The 15,147-nt window shown below is 46.6% G+C and carries 20 protein-coding genes and 1 rRNA gene; 17 read left to right on the top strand and 4 right to left on the bottom strand.

What is annotated here, in order from left to right; translation table 11 throughout:
* Positions 1 to 19: 19 nt before the first annotated feature.
* The 9 genes from D3P08_RS20380 to D3P08_RS20340 all read left to right on the top strand — a co-directional run bounded on the left by D3P08_RS20380 (position 20) and on the right by D3P08_RS20340 (position 8,587).
* The gene (locus D3P08_RS20380) at positions 20 to 916 is read left to right on the top strand and encodes a helix-turn-helix domain-containing protein (RefSeq protein WP_240647674.1); all 897 of its coding nucleotides are present in this window, start codon (positions 20 to 22) and stop codon (positions 914 to 916) included.
* A 48-nt stretch (positions 917 to 964) separates the two neighbouring features.
* A complete protein-coding gene (locus D3P08_RS20375) occupies positions 965 to 2,026 on the top strand; it encodes an oxidoreductase (protein WP_119601964.1) in 1,062 nt (353 codons plus the stop codon).
* Positions 2,020 to 2,880: a sugar phosphate isomerase/epimerase family protein gene (locus D3P08_RS20370; RefSeq protein ID WP_119601963.1), complete on the top strand. Its 861-nt coding sequence runs from the start codon at positions 2,020 to 2,022 to the stop codon at positions 2,878 to 2,880. The genes D3P08_RS20375 and D3P08_RS20370 overlap by 7 nt, the downstream gene beginning before the upstream one ends.
* A gap of 224 nt (positions 2,881 to 3,104) precedes the next feature.
* Complete coding sequence (locus tag D3P08_RS20365; protein WP_119601962.1) at positions 3,105 to 4,010, top strand: DMT family transporter; 906 nt, start codon at positions 3,105 to 3,107, stop codon at positions 4,008 to 4,010.
* 54 nt (positions 4,011 to 4,064) lie between these two features.
* Positions 4,065 to 4,439 (top strand): nuclear transport factor 2 family protein, encoded by a 375-nt coding sequence (locus tag D3P08_RS20360; protein WP_119601961.1) that lies wholly within the window; start codon positions 4,065 to 4,067, stop codon positions 4,437 to 4,439.
* Between the two features lie 378 nt (positions 4,440 to 4,817).
* Positions 4,818 to 5,405: a CDP-diacylglycerol--glycerol-3-phosphate 3-phosphatidyltransferase gene (gene pgsA, locus D3P08_RS20355; protein WP_119601960.1), complete on the top strand. Its 588-nt coding sequence runs from the start codon at positions 4,818 to 4,820 to the stop codon at positions 5,403 to 5,405.
* Between the two features lie 574 nt (positions 5,406 to 5,979).
* A complete protein-coding gene (locus tag D3P08_RS20350; RefSeq protein ID WP_119601959.1) occupies positions 5,980 to 7,059 on the top strand; it encodes an NAD(P)H-dependent flavin oxidoreductase in 1,080 nt (359 codons plus the stop codon).
* Between the two features lie 15 nt (positions 7,060 to 7,074).
* Positions 7,075 to 7,614 carry a GNAT family N-acetyltransferase gene (locus D3P08_RS20345; RefSeq protein ID WP_119601958.1) on the top strand — a complete coding sequence of 180 codons (540 nt, stop codon included), beginning with the start codon at positions 7,075 to 7,077 and terminating at the stop codon, positions 7,612 to 7,614.
* A gap of 181 nt (positions 7,615 to 7,795) precedes the next feature.
* A complete protein-coding gene (locus D3P08_RS20340; protein WP_147381832.1) occupies positions 7,796 to 8,587 on the top strand; it encodes a hypothetical protein in 792 nt (263 codons plus the stop codon).
* Positions 8,588 to 8,720: 133 nt separating this feature from the next.
* Here D3P08_RS20340 and D3P08_RS27110 read toward each other — a convergent pair whose 3' ends face one another.
* Positions 8,721 to 9,095 carry a hypothetical protein gene (locus D3P08_RS27110; RefSeq protein ID WP_147381831.1) on the bottom strand — a complete coding sequence of 125 codons (375 nt, stop codon included), beginning with the start codon at positions 9,093 to 9,095 and terminating at the stop codon, positions 8,721 to 8,723.
* A 517-nt stretch (positions 9,096 to 9,612) separates the two neighbouring features.
* On the opposite strand from D3P08_RS27110, the gene D3P08_RS20330 reads away from it, so the two are divergent.
* From D3P08_RS20330 to D3P08_RS20305, 7 genes are all read left to right on the top strand, one after another.
* Positions 9,613 to 9,864: an ACT domain-containing protein gene (locus tag D3P08_RS20330; protein ID WP_119601955.1), complete on the top strand. Its 252-nt coding sequence runs from the start codon at positions 9,613 to 9,615 to the stop codon at positions 9,862 to 9,864.
* Between the two features lie 130 nt (positions 9,865 to 9,994).
* Positions 9,995 to 10,717: a hypothetical protein gene (locus tag D3P08_RS20325; protein ID WP_119601954.1), complete on the top strand. Its 723-nt coding sequence runs from the start codon at positions 9,995 to 9,997 to the stop codon at positions 10,715 to 10,717.
* A gap of 20 nt (positions 10,718 to 10,737) precedes the next feature.
* Positions 10,738 to 11,214 carry an acetyltransferase gene (locus D3P08_RS20320; protein ID WP_119601953.1) on the top strand — a complete coding sequence of 159 codons (477 nt, stop codon included), beginning with the start codon at positions 10,738 to 10,740 and terminating at the stop codon, positions 11,212 to 11,214.
* A 6-nt stretch (positions 11,215 to 11,220) separates the two neighbouring features.
* Positions 11,221 to 11,739 carry a P-loop NTPase family protein gene (locus D3P08_RS20315; protein ID WP_119601952.1) on the top strand — a complete coding sequence of 173 codons (519 nt, stop codon included), beginning with the start codon at positions 11,221 to 11,223 and terminating at the stop codon, positions 11,737 to 11,739.
* A 35-nt stretch (positions 11,740 to 11,774) separates the two neighbouring features.
* Complete coding sequence (locus tag D3P08_RS20310; protein ID WP_147381830.1) at positions 11,775 to 12,197, top strand: hypothetical protein; 423 nt, start codon at positions 11,775 to 11,777, stop codon at positions 12,195 to 12,197.
* A 100-nt stretch (positions 12,198 to 12,297) separates the two neighbouring features.
* Positions 12,298 to 12,456, top strand: coding sequence for a hypothetical protein (locus D3P08_RS27390; protein WP_162848545.1), 159 nt, complete (start codon positions 12,298 to 12,300; stop codon positions 12,454 to 12,456).
* Between the two features lie 4 nt (positions 12,457 to 12,460).
* Positions 12,461 to 12,775, top strand: a complete 315-nt coding sequence (locus tag D3P08_RS20305; RefSeq protein WP_147381829.1) for a hypothetical protein — start codon at positions 12,461 to 12,463, stop codon at positions 12,773 to 12,775.
* 85 nt (positions 12,776 to 12,860) lie between these two features.
* On the opposite strand, the gene D3P08_RS20300 is transcribed toward D3P08_RS20305, so the two are convergent.
* The 3 genes from D3P08_RS20300 to D3P08_RS27755 all read right to left on the bottom strand — a co-directional run bounded on the left by D3P08_RS20300 (position 12,861) and on the right by D3P08_RS27755 (position 14,476).
* Positions 12,861 to 13,577, bottom strand: a complete 717-nt coding sequence (locus D3P08_RS20300) for a cytochrome c oxidase assembly protein (protein ID WP_276311184.1) — start codon at positions 13,575 to 13,577, stop codon at positions 12,861 to 12,863.
* Between the two features lie 70 nt (positions 13,578 to 13,647).
* Complete coding sequence (locus D3P08_RS20295) at positions 13,648 to 14,130, bottom strand: DUF2243 domain-containing protein (RefSeq protein WP_119601949.1); 483 nt, start codon at positions 14,128 to 14,130, stop codon at positions 13,648 to 13,650.
* Positions 14,131 to 14,344: 214 nt separating this feature from the next.
* On the bottom strand, positions 14,345 to 14,476 hold the full coding sequence (locus tag D3P08_RS27755) for a spore coat protein (protein WP_240647673.1): 132 nt from the start codon (positions 14,474 to 14,476) through the stop codon (positions 14,345 to 14,347).
* 398 nt (positions 14,477 to 14,874) lie between these two features.
* Between D3P08_RS27755 and D3P08_RS20285 the strand changes: the two genes are divergently transcribed.
* A 16S ribosomal RNA gene (locus tag D3P08_RS20285) occupies positions 14,875 to 15,147 on the top strand; the annotation flags it as partial.

Raw genomic sequence — 15,147 nt, 5'->3', positions numbered from 1 at the left:
ACCGGATCAAATTGTCGGGTTGCCGGCGATTAGCGTTGCGGGAGATATCGTCAAGCGGGCGGGAACGGGCCTGGCAGAGAGGACGCTTCATGACTACGAGCTGCTGTATTTTCCTTACGGTACCCGCAGTCTCTACGTTCTCGAAGACCATGAGTTTTTGCTGAATGAGCCTAGTTACATCGTGACCCGCCCGGGTGAGCGGCACGAATACCGCTACGACCCAGGCCAGCCCTCCAGGCACTTGTTCGTACACTTTACATTCGGAGAGGCGGAATCGGAAGCTCCGCCTCTTCGAATTTTGACGAAAGGCGGCCCACCGGTCATTCGATCCGGCGACGAGCTGCCCGCAAATATGATGAAGCAGCTGATGCTTGTCTTGTACAGACATCCGGAAAACTTTCGCAGACGCGCAGGCTTGCTGCTGCTGACCTTGCTCGAGGAGCTTGAGAGTCTAGTCGCCGACAGCCCGTCGGATTGTCCAGCGGATCCGATCCCGTCCCAAATCGCCAAGGCGCTAGATTATATCGACCGAAATATCGGCTCGCCATTATCGGTGGACGAGCTTGCCGCGAGCGTAGGCTGGACGCATGAGCATCTGTCGCGCAGCTTTGTGCGCTACACGGGAAGATCGCCCAGAGAAACAATCAGCCATCGCAAAATAGAGCGGGCTTGCCAATTGCTGCTGCATGAGGATCGTAGCGTAAAGGAGATCGCTTATTCGCTTGGATATGCGGACGAAAACTATTTTTACCGGGTGTTTAAGCAAGTGAAAGGGATCACTGCGCTCGAATATCGGCGTAAATATTTTAATCCATGGTACAGCGAGCTGCATCCTATCGGAGAAGGCGATGCCCCATACCCGCAAAACCGTATATTATTCAACGCCGCAATGCTGAATGACAGGCAGGAACAATAGAATCAAAGTTAGGAAGATTCAAGCTTTTGAAAGAAAGGAGAGGTCGCATTGACACAACAACCGCTAAAAGTTGGATTGATCGGATATGGATTTGCAGGGCGGGTTTTCCATGCTCCCGTCCTTACATCCGTGCCGGAGCTTCTCCTCACAAAGGTTGTCGAACGCAGCTCGGAAACGTCGAAGGAACGGTATCCTTATGTGGAGGTAGTCAAGAGCGTGCAGTCGCTTTATGACGATCCCGACATGGATTTGATCGTCGTCGCTACTCCAAGCACGGATCATTATACGTTTGCGAAGGAAGCGCTCCTTGCCGGCAAACATGTTATCGTGGAGAAGCCGTTTACAGCGACGTCCGCGGAAGCGGATGAGCTTGTTGAGCTTGCCCGTCGCCAAGGGAAAGTTATCAGCGTATTCCATAACCGCCGATGGGATGGCGATTACCAAACGGTCCGGCAGGTGCTGCGGTCCGGCTGTCTCGGCCGCCTAAGCGAAGCCGAATTCCGTTGGGACCGCTTCAGTCCTCACGTCACGTCCCGAAGGTGGCGCGATGCAGGCGAGAAGCTCGGGTCCGGCGTCTTTTACGATCTCGGCGTACATCTCATCGATCAAGCCTTATGCCTCTTCGGCAAGCCCGAGACGATTACGGCCGATATTCGCACGCAGCGGGACGGGGCGGGCGCGGACGACGGATTTGAGGTCACGCTGGGGTACCCCGACCGGCTGAAGGTCAGGCTGCGAGCTTCGCTTCTCGCGCGACAGCCGGGTCCTCGTTATTCGTTGTATGGCACGAACGGGTCTTTCGTCAAATATGGAGAGGATCCGCAGGAAGAAGAGCTGAAGGCGGGTCGGTCTCCGCTCGATGCCGATTACGGCATCGAACGGGAAGAACGTTACGGCAAGCTGGACACCGTCATGGACGGACTTCGTTTCATCGGCAGCGTTCAAACGCTTCCAGGCGGTTATCAGCATTACTATCGTAATGTTGCTGAGCATATACTCGGGAGGGCCGAGCTGGAAGTGAAGCCGGAGGAAGCAAGAGACGCCATCCGTTTGATCGAGCTTGGCCTTATCAGCAGTAAGGATGGAAGGACGGTACAAGTTACATGGTAGCAAACGGCAATGCGGAACGGCTGTTCCCGTTCAAAACCTCATTAAATGCTTCGACGCTCATGCCATTCCGTCTCGGGCTTGACCAGCAGATGCGGATCGCAGCCGAGGCGGGCTACGACGGATACGAGATATGGGTGCGTGATGTAGATGCCTTTGTGGCAGATGGAAAATCGCTACGCACGCTTCGAGAGGAGATTGGAGCGCTCGGCATCGCCATTCCGAACGCCATTGCCTTCTTCCGCTGGGCGGACCGCGACGAGCGCGTGCGCGAAGAAGCGCTTGCCCAGGCGAGACGCGAAATGGCGCTGTTGGCCGAGCTAGGCTGTGAAGCGGTTGCGGCTCCGCCCTTCGGCGATGTAGAAGGCGTGCAGCCGCACGAATTCGCGCAGCGTTTTGCGGAGCTCGTCAAGATTGGAGCAGAGACCGGCGTCGAGCCTTTCCTGGAGTTTTGGGGAAGAGCAGCAAGTCTGAGCACCTTGGAGGATACGCTGAAGGTGCTTCACGCACTCGGGAACTCGGGTGCGAAGCTTCTCCTCGATCCGTTCCATATGTATACCGGGGGCTCCAAGCTGGAGTCGCTGCATATCGTGAAAGGACGAAATGTCGGTATCGTTCACGCAAACGATTATGGCGAGCTTCCGCCAAGGGAGACCATTGCCGACCGCGACCGGCTATTCCCTGGCGACGGCATCGCCCCGCTTAATCAGCTGGCCGACACGCTTCATCGCAATGGATACAAAGGTTATTTGTCGTTGGAGTTATTCATGGACAACTATGGCGATCTTGGTCCTGCAGAAGTCGCCAGGCACGGGCTTAACAAGCTGAAGGCAGCGTTTTCGATTTCACCGAGTTAGGCGGTTATCACGAACGATATGGCAAAAGATCGACGCGTAAGCGTCCATCGATTTGGCTGTAAAACGAAGGTAAACATACACTCTCGTCCTTCTTATGGGCGGGAGTGTTTTTTATCTCCAGTCATAGGCGCCTTTTTTGACACTTATCTTTGTGCCGGGTGAGTGCTACAATAGATCGTGCAGCTTAGAATTGAATTTAACGTAATCGAGGGGAAATTATTATTATGCTGGACCGTACGGTATATTTAAAATTATGGGGCGTCTCTCTGTTGTGGGGCGGCAACTATGTGGCGAGCGCGTACATGCTGCGCGATTTCTCGCCAATTTTTCTGTCTTTTGCACGACTGGTCGTCATGTCGCTTTTCCTGATTTCCGTGGCGATCATGAACAAATCGATCCGGCGGCCGACTAAGCAGGAATGGGGTCTCCTGCTCATGGCAGGAATTACCGGCACCTTGATTAATCAGCTTTTTTATTTTACCGGCTTGCAGGAGTCGACCGCGGGGAACGCCGCACTCATCGTTGCGCTTTCTCCAATCGCGACAACGCTGCTGTCGCGTATTTTCTTAAAGGAGAACATCACGGGGCAAAAGCTCATCGGCGCCATAATCGCGTTTGTCGGTGTTGTCTGCATCGTACTGTATGGCGGCAAAGATTTGGGCATCTCCCATGGAGACGTTTATCTGCTCATCGCCATGCTAGGCATGTCGGTGAGTCTGCTGTTCATTCGAAAGCTGACGTCGGCCATGACTTCCTATGAGGTGACTATATTCTCTACGGTGATTGGCACAATCCTCATGTCGCCGGCCGTCGCGGTAGAAGCAGTAAGCGGCGACCTTCACGCCAGCCATCAGTTGGCCACATGGCTGCTGCTCGTCTGCGTTGCCGTCATCGGCCAGGGGCTGGCGGGTTTCTGGTGGAATTCCGGCATAGCGGTTGCCGGTGCGTCTACTAGCGCCATGTTTATGAATATTCCGCCGTTCATCGCGATCATCGTCAGCCATTTCGTCTTAGGCGATCCGATCCTGCTTGCTCAAGTTGGCGGAGGGGTACTGATATTGGCCGGAGTGGCGATCACGAACATGAAGAGGAGGAAGCCGCCGGAGCTGAAGTCCGAATTGGGTATGTAAAGTGCTTAATAGATATGAAGTTCTACTGATACAATTTAGAAAGGATGATCGCCAATGGAGGCTTCTCTCAAAGAGAATGCGGTATCGTTTTTGCAAATGGTTGCTTCGGGCGAAGTCCGTGAGGCATACCGGAAGTATATGGCTCCGGATCTTGTCCACCATAATGCTTTTTTCCCGGGAGATGCTGTATCGCTTATGCTTGCAATGGAAGAGAATGCCGCCAAGAATCCTCATAAGATTGTTGACGTCAAGCAAGCGATTGAAGAAGGCGAGAAGGTCGTCGTGCACTCTCACGTCAAACAAAACGAAGCCGACCTAGGGGCAGCTGTGATCCATATTTTCCGCTTCCAAGACGGTCTCATCGTTGAGCTTTGGGATGTGGGACAGCCTATTCCGGAGAATTCTCCCAATAAAAACGGCGCCTTCTAAAGGAGATGGAGGAGAAAAGTACATTCAAAACCGCGTATACCGCGGTTTTTTTGTTGTGTAGCATAATGGTGCATACAGGTAATCAGCAATACTTGGAGGCCAGGAGTACTCCCCCTATCACGGTAACGCGCTTTATTTCTCAACAAATATGCCGCAGATGAATGTTCGAGAATTTAACATCTTAGTTTTGAGCGGAACGGTTGGCAGTACCGCCTCTCAGTTGACAGTCGAATAGAGAATCAAGCTGCAATGGATTACCTAATTGAAATTGCAGAGTCGGTTAACGGATGGATAAGAACGAATAAGATTTCGTCATTCACTGGTAAAATGTAGTATGATAGATGAGGAATAGATCAACGGTAGAGAAGGAGGCCACTTATGAATCTCGCTAATAAAATTACGGTTGCAAGAATCATGCTAATTCCGATCTTTATTTTATTTTTCCCACTCTTTCCAAGCTGGCTCATTCAGAAATCCATCGTATTTCAGCACATCGATTCCTATGGCCTTTATTATGCCGCAGCCGTATTTGTTATTGCCTCCGCGACCGATAAACTAGATGGTTATATTGCGAGAAAGTACAATCTTATAACCAACATGGGAAAGCTATTGGATCCATTGGCCGATAAATTGCTCATTTCAGCGGCGTTGATATTGCTGGTAAGCCAACATTTAATATATGCATGGATCGCGCTTGTCATAATAGCAAGAGAAATCATTATTACGGGAATTCGAATCGTGGCCTCCGCTCAAAAAATTGCTTTGCAAGCCGATCAATTTGGAAAGATCAAAATGGTGGCACAAGTTATAGCCATTACAGCCGTTTTGTTAAATAACGGACCAATCCGCCTTGCAAATGAAATCCCAATCGATCAAATGCTTATGTACGCCGCCTTGATGATGACCGTTTTTTCAGGCATTAACTACATTAGGAATAACTATCACGCACTAAAGCTTCATTCATAAAAAGTCCAGTTAACGCCATAATGAGTGGGAGGATGATATGGGAATGAACTTTACGGCTTACTTAGGCCATCATTTAAATGCTTCTTTGTTATTTTCATCATTCTATGAGATGGAGAACGTTTCTCCTGGATGAGGAATTACAGCTGCGTCTTAGGAAGACAACCTTTAATCTAGCGGTATATTTCTCTTCTTCATTGGCAGTGTATGTTCCAGATAATGGAACTACAGAATCAGAAGTAGTAGCTTTTATTTGGAAGGATGAAAATAGGGATATTGATTATTTAATAAGCTGGCTACTTAATCGATGTGAACCCAAGGGAGAAATTATCCACATATTGAAACAATATGAAGATGAGTGGGAATCAGACGGATACTACATCGATTATTTTACGGATTTTAAAGCAAATCAATAGTTTAACTATCGTTTCAAGGGAGTTGAACATAACGGTTAGCAGCCGTTCTGCATGATCGGCTGCTGTTTTCATTGAAAGGTCAGTCTGATGAATCCCAATATGTGGTACTATAACATTAGCATTGCTTGGGATCGAACAAATGAAGTGAGGAGGGACTCGGCATCATGGAGACCGAGTTAACACGCAAACTCAAGATTGAATACCCGATTATTCAAGCGCCAATGGCCGGTGGTCCGACGACGCCAGAACTTGTTGCGGCCGTTTCGAACGCCGGAGCGTTAGGAAGCCTTGGGGCAGGTTATTTATCGCCTGAGCAAATCAGAAATGCGGTTCGGGAGATTAGGCAAGAAACAGATCGACCCTTTGGCGTTAATTTGTTCGTGCCCGAGCAACCGGCTTCAACTGAAGCCGACATTGCTGAAATGAATCTTTATCTGAATAAATATCGGGTGAAGCTTGGTATTGCGACAAATCCAGCAATCCCAAAGTTTGCGGAGTCGTTTGAAGAACAAGTACAAGTCTTGCTAGAAGAAAACGTCTCTGTTTTTAGCTTCACCTTTGGCATACCGCCGCAGAACATCCTTCAATCGATGAAACAAAAAGGGATTTTCGTCATTGGAACAGCAACAACGGTCGATGAAGCCATTGCTTTGGAAACCGCCGGAGTCGACGCGATTGTGGCCCAAGGAAGCGAGGCGGGCGGACATCGCGGATCTTTTCTGAATAGCAGAGCAGATGCTCGGATTGGCACGATGGCTCTTGTTCCGCAAATTGTAGATCATGTGAAGATTCCCGTTATCGCATCGGGCGGAATCATGGATGGGCGCGGGCTTGTTGCAAGTCTCGCATTAGGGGCATCCGCGGTGCAGATGGGTACCGCCTTTTTGGCTAGCGTTGAGAGCGGCGCCCATCCCGTCTATAAGCAGAAAATCATTTCATCAAACGAAGCTTCAACCGAGGTTACAAGTTACTATTCCGGCAAAGCAGCGCGTGGTATTCTCACGGAATTTATGGAGGATATGCGTTTTTATGAAAGGCCTGTTCCAGCTTATCCGATTCAAAATGCCCTAACAAGAGATATTCGTCAAGCGGCCTCTAAAGCACGGAATCCTGAGTATATGTCGCTTTGGGCCGGTCAAGGTCTTAGGTTAGCTAGAGACTGTACAGCGAAAGAAATCGTCAAACAAACCGTTGATCAGGCATATCGTCTAATCAATAATGTGGGGAAGCTTAGGAATTGAGATGGAGGTGCTTAAATGAATATTACATTTAAAACGATTAAGCAATCCGACTCGAACGTGCTTCACCATTTATACAACTATTATTTATATGAGCTGTCTGCATACTCGATGGAGGATGTGACACCGGAAGGGAAATACATCATAGAGGATATTTCTCCTTATTATTTGGACCCTAGACTCTATCCGTACCTCATTATGGCCGATAAGATGATTGCTGGTTTCATTCTCGTCACTTCACCTCCATATGTTTCTTCCGGAATTGATTATTCGATTCAGGAAATGTTTATTTTGCCGAAATATAGAGGGAAGGGTGTTGCAAGGGAAGCGGCGTTGCATATTTTCAAACAACATCAGGGTCACTACGAAATAGGGATGTTTCAGCACAATGTAAAGGCAGTTACATTCTGGTCAAAACTCTTATCATCATTGAACATTAAGGCAATTACCGAGACTGGTGATGTGCGGATAGCCGGAAACCAATTACCTACAAAGTCCTTACGTTTTTTCATATCGGGTGAAACGATTCAGTCTCACGTGTCAAATGAAATTGTTTAGATTCATCAAAGGGGGAGAGACAATGTCTCCGAATTCAGAAAAGCTTCAACGGATCGTTCGGGATGCGGGCCTGGATAATATACTCCAGCTTTTGACAGAAAGCGTGTCAAGTTCGGATCTAAACACCCTATTGTTGGAAGTGTTTCGGGAAAGGATACGTGCGTCTACAGCCAGCGACTTAATGAAAAGGTACCAATCGAACCGGTTTGTCCATCCCGCTGTCGTGAACCCCATCGAGATGAAACGTCTTGAGATTGATGTGCTGGAAATTGCCGAAAAGCATGCCTACACCCCAATTCAATTGTCTCCCGTAGCTCCATTAGGCTCTTGCTCCATCATTGCTCCTGCTGATCAAAACAAGATTATATCCGCACTAAGAGGGACGGAAGCCGTTGCGGATGCGACGAATCTTCTTGCGCTGCACATATGCGACCTTATCAAATCCAGCAAAGCCAGCAATGAAGGGGATTTTCTCCGGTTTTCTACGACGCATCGCCATGTGAGGGCACAGCATTTCGGCGATGCATCGGGCTTGTTTTCGCATTTTCATGTGTTCTGCATGGTGACGTCTGGAAAGGATAAAGGGTCTTACCGCTTCGAAAAACAAGCGATATGGGAGCATATGCACGTTTATCAAGAAATTTTTCAATCAATTTGCAATGCGGAGATCGAGATAACATTGAATACCCGACGAAGCGGATACAAAGATCCGGACGGGTTAATTCAAAGGGTTATGGACGATAAAGGACAATCGTCCGTTCAGGTAGTTGCTTCCGGGAGCAGAGACAATGAAGAGAACCAATACTACCAAGGACTTCAGTTTAACATTTCCGTGAATATAAAAGGGCAATCCGTTCGTATCGGGGACGGAGGCTTCGTTGATTGGCCGCAGCAGCTGCTGCAAAACAAGAAGGAGCGGATGCTGATCAGCGCAATTGGTCTAGACATGATGCTTCTTAACGGGATGAAGTAAGCTTAAAGTACAAGACGTAAGGCAGCCGACTGTAAGAACGGCTGCCGTTTTGGCATTTGAAGTAATTTTCGGCGGAGTTCCGCCATGATAAGGTTACTGTCCATGATGCGCGTTGTCAGAGGGGCGGTGTGGTCTATTTTTTCTTTTTGCGAGAGGCAACCCTTCTCCTTAGAACAGTCCTCCCGCCAAACCGGAGAATTCGGCTGATTTGATTATAAGAAACAAAATACACGCCCGACTGGCGTCCAAGCCCGAACAACCTGAAATTTTGGGGATTAAGCCGGATTTCGTAATTGAACAGCTCGTTAAAGCCAGCCCTGATCGTTCTAACTCGAAGCTGCTTGCGCGTGCCTCCGCCTATTACCGTAATTGCGGTCCTGTCCGGCAAGTAGTAACCGAGCCTTGCTTTGAGGCCGTCGCCAATGCCAATCTGATTCACGAGATAAGCCGGATCTGAAACGACACGAACGCGCTCCGTCGAAACCGGTTTTCTTCGAATCTGTATCATATTCGTTAGGCTGTCATAGGTGAAAGAGTATCTCGCTCCAGCCGTTAGCCGAAGCCTTCGAGCTACACTTTGTCCGGCAGTAAACCCATTATAGTTGCACTCAAATGTTCCTTCAGGCTCACGAACAATAGCCCTCACTCGAGTGTTTCCCCGAACCAACGTCACTGGGGTGCGGTCAGGAATCGCATTCACATCAAAGCTTGTTTGCGGAGCCCCTCCGCAATGCTCCAACTGAATTTCATTATTATTTCTGGACTGTAGGGCAAAATCAATTCCGCCTCGCACAATAGCCCTTATTCTTTTTTTCAAGGTGCTCACTCCCCAATTCAAGGATAAAATATGCTATGTTACACCTGGGGCATAAGCGTGGTTGCTTAACCAGAACCGATCGTCCAATTAGAAATCGCTGGTAATCGGAAAGACTTATTGCGCAACAAATTTTGGGTACGAACCGTTTACTATTTGTGGAGAATTTTGCTCCTATCTTATGAAGAATGTCTCCTTAGGGAGGAGTCAGATGCCAGTGAAAAAGCCGTTATTTCTACTCCTCATCGTCCTATTTGTAGGCGGAGCCGGCTGGGCTTATTATGCTAACAAGCCGTCGGTTCATTACGTGATGTATGCTTCCGCAGATGGGATGAATTCGGAACTGCGTATGGCGCTTCTCAGTCGTCTTAAAGCGAACAATATTCCTTATCAGACGGATAAATTCGGCAGCATTTTGATCCCTGAAAAGGAAGTCGAAAAGGCGGTAAGCTGCTGTTCATAATGAATAGAAATAATGAAATTAGCCGCTGCGCTTGAACAGAAGTATTACGCTTGAGGTCTAGACATTCTATCTTTCTTTTAACAGGATATTCAACGATACAACGGGTGATTAAATGAGAAGCTTGTTATGGATGCCATTTCTTATTAGCGTTTTCCTTTTATCCGGATGCAGCAGCGAGACCAATCTTACTAATCATGCAGCATCCAATCATTCCTCCTCAATGAATAAAAAAATAGTGGAGCTTCCTATCAAAAAGGTAATCAATAATCAACAAATTCGTGAGAACGCTAGTTTTACTGCAACTTCAGTTGTTAAAAAAGTGAATGTTTCTGGGGGAACCGTATATCTTTACTCGAAAAAGGACGATCTTGAACATGTCTACGGAGCCTATGAGACAACGGAAAACCAATATGATTTAGGTATCGTCGGCGGGCTTTATTCGCACATGGACGACGAGATCCTTTCCATTAAAGAGTTAACACTAAATGGCAGAACACTGTTGTGCATTAAAGGCACTTTCGGCGCGAACGCCCCCGTACAAAACTATTATCTACTCGAGCAAAATAAAATTTATCCATTCTTAACGGTAGACACAGGGCATGCCGAGATCCTGGATCTCGACAAGAATGGTGTTCAAGAAATCGTTTCGACCCATGGCGCTCCTATGCAAGTCCATCTATATACGTTTGATAACAGCGACATATGGGTGACGAACGTAAATGAGGCATTACATGCAACAAACGTAAATGTCGATAATACAGGTATTTTCCTCGTGTCCCATGAAAATTCAAAGTTAATAGAGGAATACAGGTATGATGCCGGGCAATTCGCGTTTATTAATAACATTAATTAATTAATTATGGAGGAAATCGAATGATAACGAAGATTGTTCCGTATCACGCACATGATCATGACAAGCTGGTAGATATTTGGCATCGGGCTGTCGTTCAAACTCATTCCTTTCTGACGGAAGCGGATATTGCATTCTACTATGAAATGGTTCGAAATGGAGCATTACAAGAGGTCGAGATATGGGTTGAATTAAACGAAGATCAAGAGCCGGTTGGATTTATCGGAATTGACGGATCAAAAATAGAAATGTTATTCGTGGATCCTAATTACCATGGAAGAGGTGTAGGTCGCCGGTTAATCAAACAAGTTGAAACGCTAAAAGGCGGAAATATTAGAGTTGATGTGAATGAGCAGAATACAGGTGCGTGCGGATTCTACGAACGGCTTGGTTTTGTTCAGATTGGGAGGTCGGAACTTGATTCTTCTGGCCGTCCTTTCCCTCTGCTGCACCTTGAGCTGAAGAAGAGCGGCAATACGGATATCGGCAAAAGAGCATAACCAGGGATGAAAAAAATTTTCATTATTGGAATCGTTGCTAGCGGGAAAACAACATTGGCCAAACGCTTATCTCAAATCATAAACGTGCCTTGGTATGAGCTTGACTCCATCGTCCACTCGAATACGCCAATGGGGCGCTATAAACGTACTGCCGAAGAACAGCTCAACGTAATCATGGAGATTGATAAAAAAGGAACTTGGATATTTGAAGGAACAGATAGAGATTCCTATCAATGTTTATATGAAATGGCGGATACCGTCATTTTTCTGGATCCTCCATTATGGAAACGAAAGATCAGAATTTTTATAAGGTTTATTAAGCAAAAACTAGGTATTGAGAAATGCCACTACAAGCCGGATTTCACGATGTTGAAGCTGATGTATAAGTGGACGAAAGATTTCGAGCAAAGTAGAAAAGACTTTGAAGCCAAGTTGACACGATACAATGAGAAAGTGATCAGGTTAAGAGATAGTGGCAGCCGAATAGACGGGGTGCCTCGTTCTGATTTTGGGCAGAAAAAATAATCCTCGATTTCCCTAACATATTGGGGGTGTTTTCGGTGATGAATGGGTTAAGGGCGTTTCTCGCGGCATGTGCCTTGGTGACCGTTATTTCGGGATGTTCAAGAAATGAGCCAAAGCCACTGGAGATTATGTTTTATGGCGAAAGTGAAAATTGGACATTTCAATACCATACGGATTCAAAGCGATCGGGGAACAATACGGTTTCAGTGGACTTCTACTATAAAGGCAAGATTACTGAATTGCTGGAAACCAAAAGAATCGTGTTTTCGTACGGCACGTCAATTGGGAGCATTGCAGAAACCCTTCATTTTGATCAAATCGATACAGCCTATTTTAATGTTGAATTTGATGAAGATCTCATACAAGGCATTGTTGGAAAACCTGAAGAAAAAATGCGGGTCATCTTGGAATGGGAAGACAAAAGGGAGACCATGAACATAACGCAATATGAAAAGTAAAAGAGGTGCTTCAAGCGTACATGCCTGGCAAGTGGATTCATTCAACACTACTAAGGTAGATGATTGAGGTATACGGTTGAAACGGAATGGGGGAAGCGCGATGAAGATGGTCGGGTTTATTCTTTTAGGTATGGTCATTGCGTACCTTCTTTTATTTCTAGGTGAAACAGGGCTTGTTTTGCTGGGCGGAGCCATTTTTGGACTCCTCTTGTACATCGCCAAAATGCTTTCAAGTAAAAATAATAATAGGCGGGAGTGATCCAGTGAGTAATATGAAAACCACATTTACTGTTTTTTTGATGGTGCTGTTATGCACATTTTTGTTTGCTTGCGGTTCGGATGCAGGAAAAGCAACTTTCAAAGGGACGATTGAAGAAATCAACGGTGCGTCCGCCTTGGTCAATATCGTTGAAGGAGACATTCTAAAATCCGGCAGGAGTGTTTATGTTGACCTTTCGGTAAATAGCGAAGTCGTATTTAAAGTTGGGGACACAATAGAAGTTGAATACACAGGTACAGTACGAGAGACATCTCCGCTTAGCATTGATATAGTCTCTGTCCAATTTGCCGACGAATAGTTATCGGAACGGTATCGCGATAAATAGAAATCAGGCCCGCGTCTTTGTAGAAAGGCACGGGCTTCATTATTTGTTTGACCTATTATCAGTAACGTAAAACTTTTGACCGTCTAAACCACTGCCAGCAAAAGACACAGATTAAAGCAATTTCGACCACATCGCCGCCGTAATACATAACCATTCCTCCAATCTCTGCTTGCTCTTGAGTTACTCCTGCCGGAGAATGGACATAAATGTATTTAGATAATATTGCGTGGGCCGAAAATGCTAGTACGAAAACGCCGGCACGGAATATGAAGCTATGACGATGAGAGGGAGGGTCTAAGTAGATGATCGATACCGTGAAAAACAAGCCTGCCAACCAAATATGTACGTGGATAACCAGATAGAGAATTGGATATTGATGCATGTCCCTATATATATTTGTTGTATATAGAGCCCATAATCCTCCTACATTGAGGACGGAAGCTGTAAGTGGATGGCTTACGAACCGCAGCGGCCGGCATTTTAGAAACCGTACAAACCGTCGAGCTGAGTTCACTTTTAACGTTCGTAGGAGCAATGATATTGGCGTTGATAAGGCGACAAAAAGAGGGGAGATCATGCCGAGAAGCAAATGGCATACCATATGGGCAGAAAAATTCGTGTGAGCAAGAAGTGCAAGAGGGCCAAAGACTGCAGAAACTGCGGTCAGCATACCTATTATCCAGCAAATGTATCGGCTCATCGGCCATGGCTTATAGTGGAGGTTTGATCGTGCTACGGCAGCAGTGTAAGCTGTGAAAGCAACGAAAAACAACATGAGGAGGACGAACGAAGTCCAATTCACGTGCACATGCTGTATGTGTTCCATGCTCAAGATTATTTATCTCCTATCTGTTGCCTTTCATTGATCGGGTGATGAATATAACCCCTAGTACAATCATTGCAGCGGCAATTACATTCCAGAGAAGATCATATACAAATACATGTTTTACATAACGGATTTGGTGAAGCTGCATAAGCTTGTGCTGAATGATTCCGTCATATAATTGGAATAAGCCGCCACCTAGTAAGACCCCGCCAACCCATCTTTGAGGTTTCCAAACATTCGATGTGCGAAGCTCCGCTAACAGAAACATACCGCCAATTGATGAAAACCAGCTAAACGCATGAAACAAACCATCGGAAATCAAGCCGATCGCTAAGGTTGATTTGTCAAAGAAATGATGCCAATGAAGCAGCTGATGAAAAACAGCTTCATCAATAAAGGCCACTAACCCCAAGCCGATTAGTATACCTGACCATAGATTCCGGCTTTGGCAGGAACGAGACTGGAACGTTTCTTTTTCGTTTTGAATATTTCGAGTGCTCATTAGTTCGCATTCCTTTTTTCACGCATCGCATTTAATCATTCATATTTACTCTTTCCGTTATGTCTTGCAATAATTCCATTCGTCCTTATTTCATGCATGCATGCATGCATCTGGGACATGCGCATCTCTGCATCACATATTCAGAGCTTTGTGTGCGTTTTTCAGGTCAGTTGCAAGTAGTTTAACCAATTGATACGATGGGTATAGACCGCGTTCATAAGATATTGCCTGAAGGCTTTAACGCATGGATAAGGTGCTTTTGAAGAGCTTTCCTCAGTTGTGTAGTAGCTGCTTCTGTGATGGCAATCGCGATGTTTCGGACAGCAGTTTTAGCAAAATGGAGCAAGTGACCCGCATAATGGGGACAGCATATGCCTATGAGGAAAACATTACCTGTTGCACCTCGGTAGTCAGAATGATATATTATAACTCCGGCCGCGAGACAAGCGGTTCTGAAATGAGAAACGAATCGAACGGCATCAATTTCCAGTTGATTTCATGTAACGATTCGTGATATATTATTAGTCCGGCCACGAAATAGGCGGTCGGCAACGAAAGAAAAGATTGTTCTTTGAAAACTGAACAACGAGCGAAACTGCCCTGTTAATTCGGTAACGAGTTAATAGATATAAGAAGTTTTCGTACTCGGCTTTAGCCGATGCGAAAAGCTTCAAGCAACAAACGTAATGAGCAATCAAACACCTGGATCTTTTCTTATCGGCTAGCGCCGATTGCGAAAAATCCTTTATGGAGAGTTTGATCCTGGCTCAGGACGAACGCTGGCGGCGTGCCTAATACATGCAAGTCGAGCGGAGCATCGTGAAAGCTTGCTTTCACGATGCTTAGCGGCGGACGGGTGAGTAACACGTAGGTAACCTGCCTGTAAGACCGGGATAACATTCGGAAACGAATGCTAATACCGGATACGCGAGTTGGTCGCATGGCCGACTCGGGAAAGACGGAGCGATCTGTCGCTTACAGATGGACCTGCGGCGCATTAGCTAGTTGGTGAGGTAA

Origin of the sequence: Paenibacillus nanensis, from assembly GCF_003583765.1 — a bacterium.
Lineage (GTDB): Bacteria > Bacillota > Bacilli > Paenibacillales > Paenibacillaceae > Pristimantibacillus > Pristimantibacillus nanensis.
The sequence above is the reverse complement of the archived record's forward strand: the minus strand, read 5'-3'. Positions and strand labels throughout refer to the sequence as shown.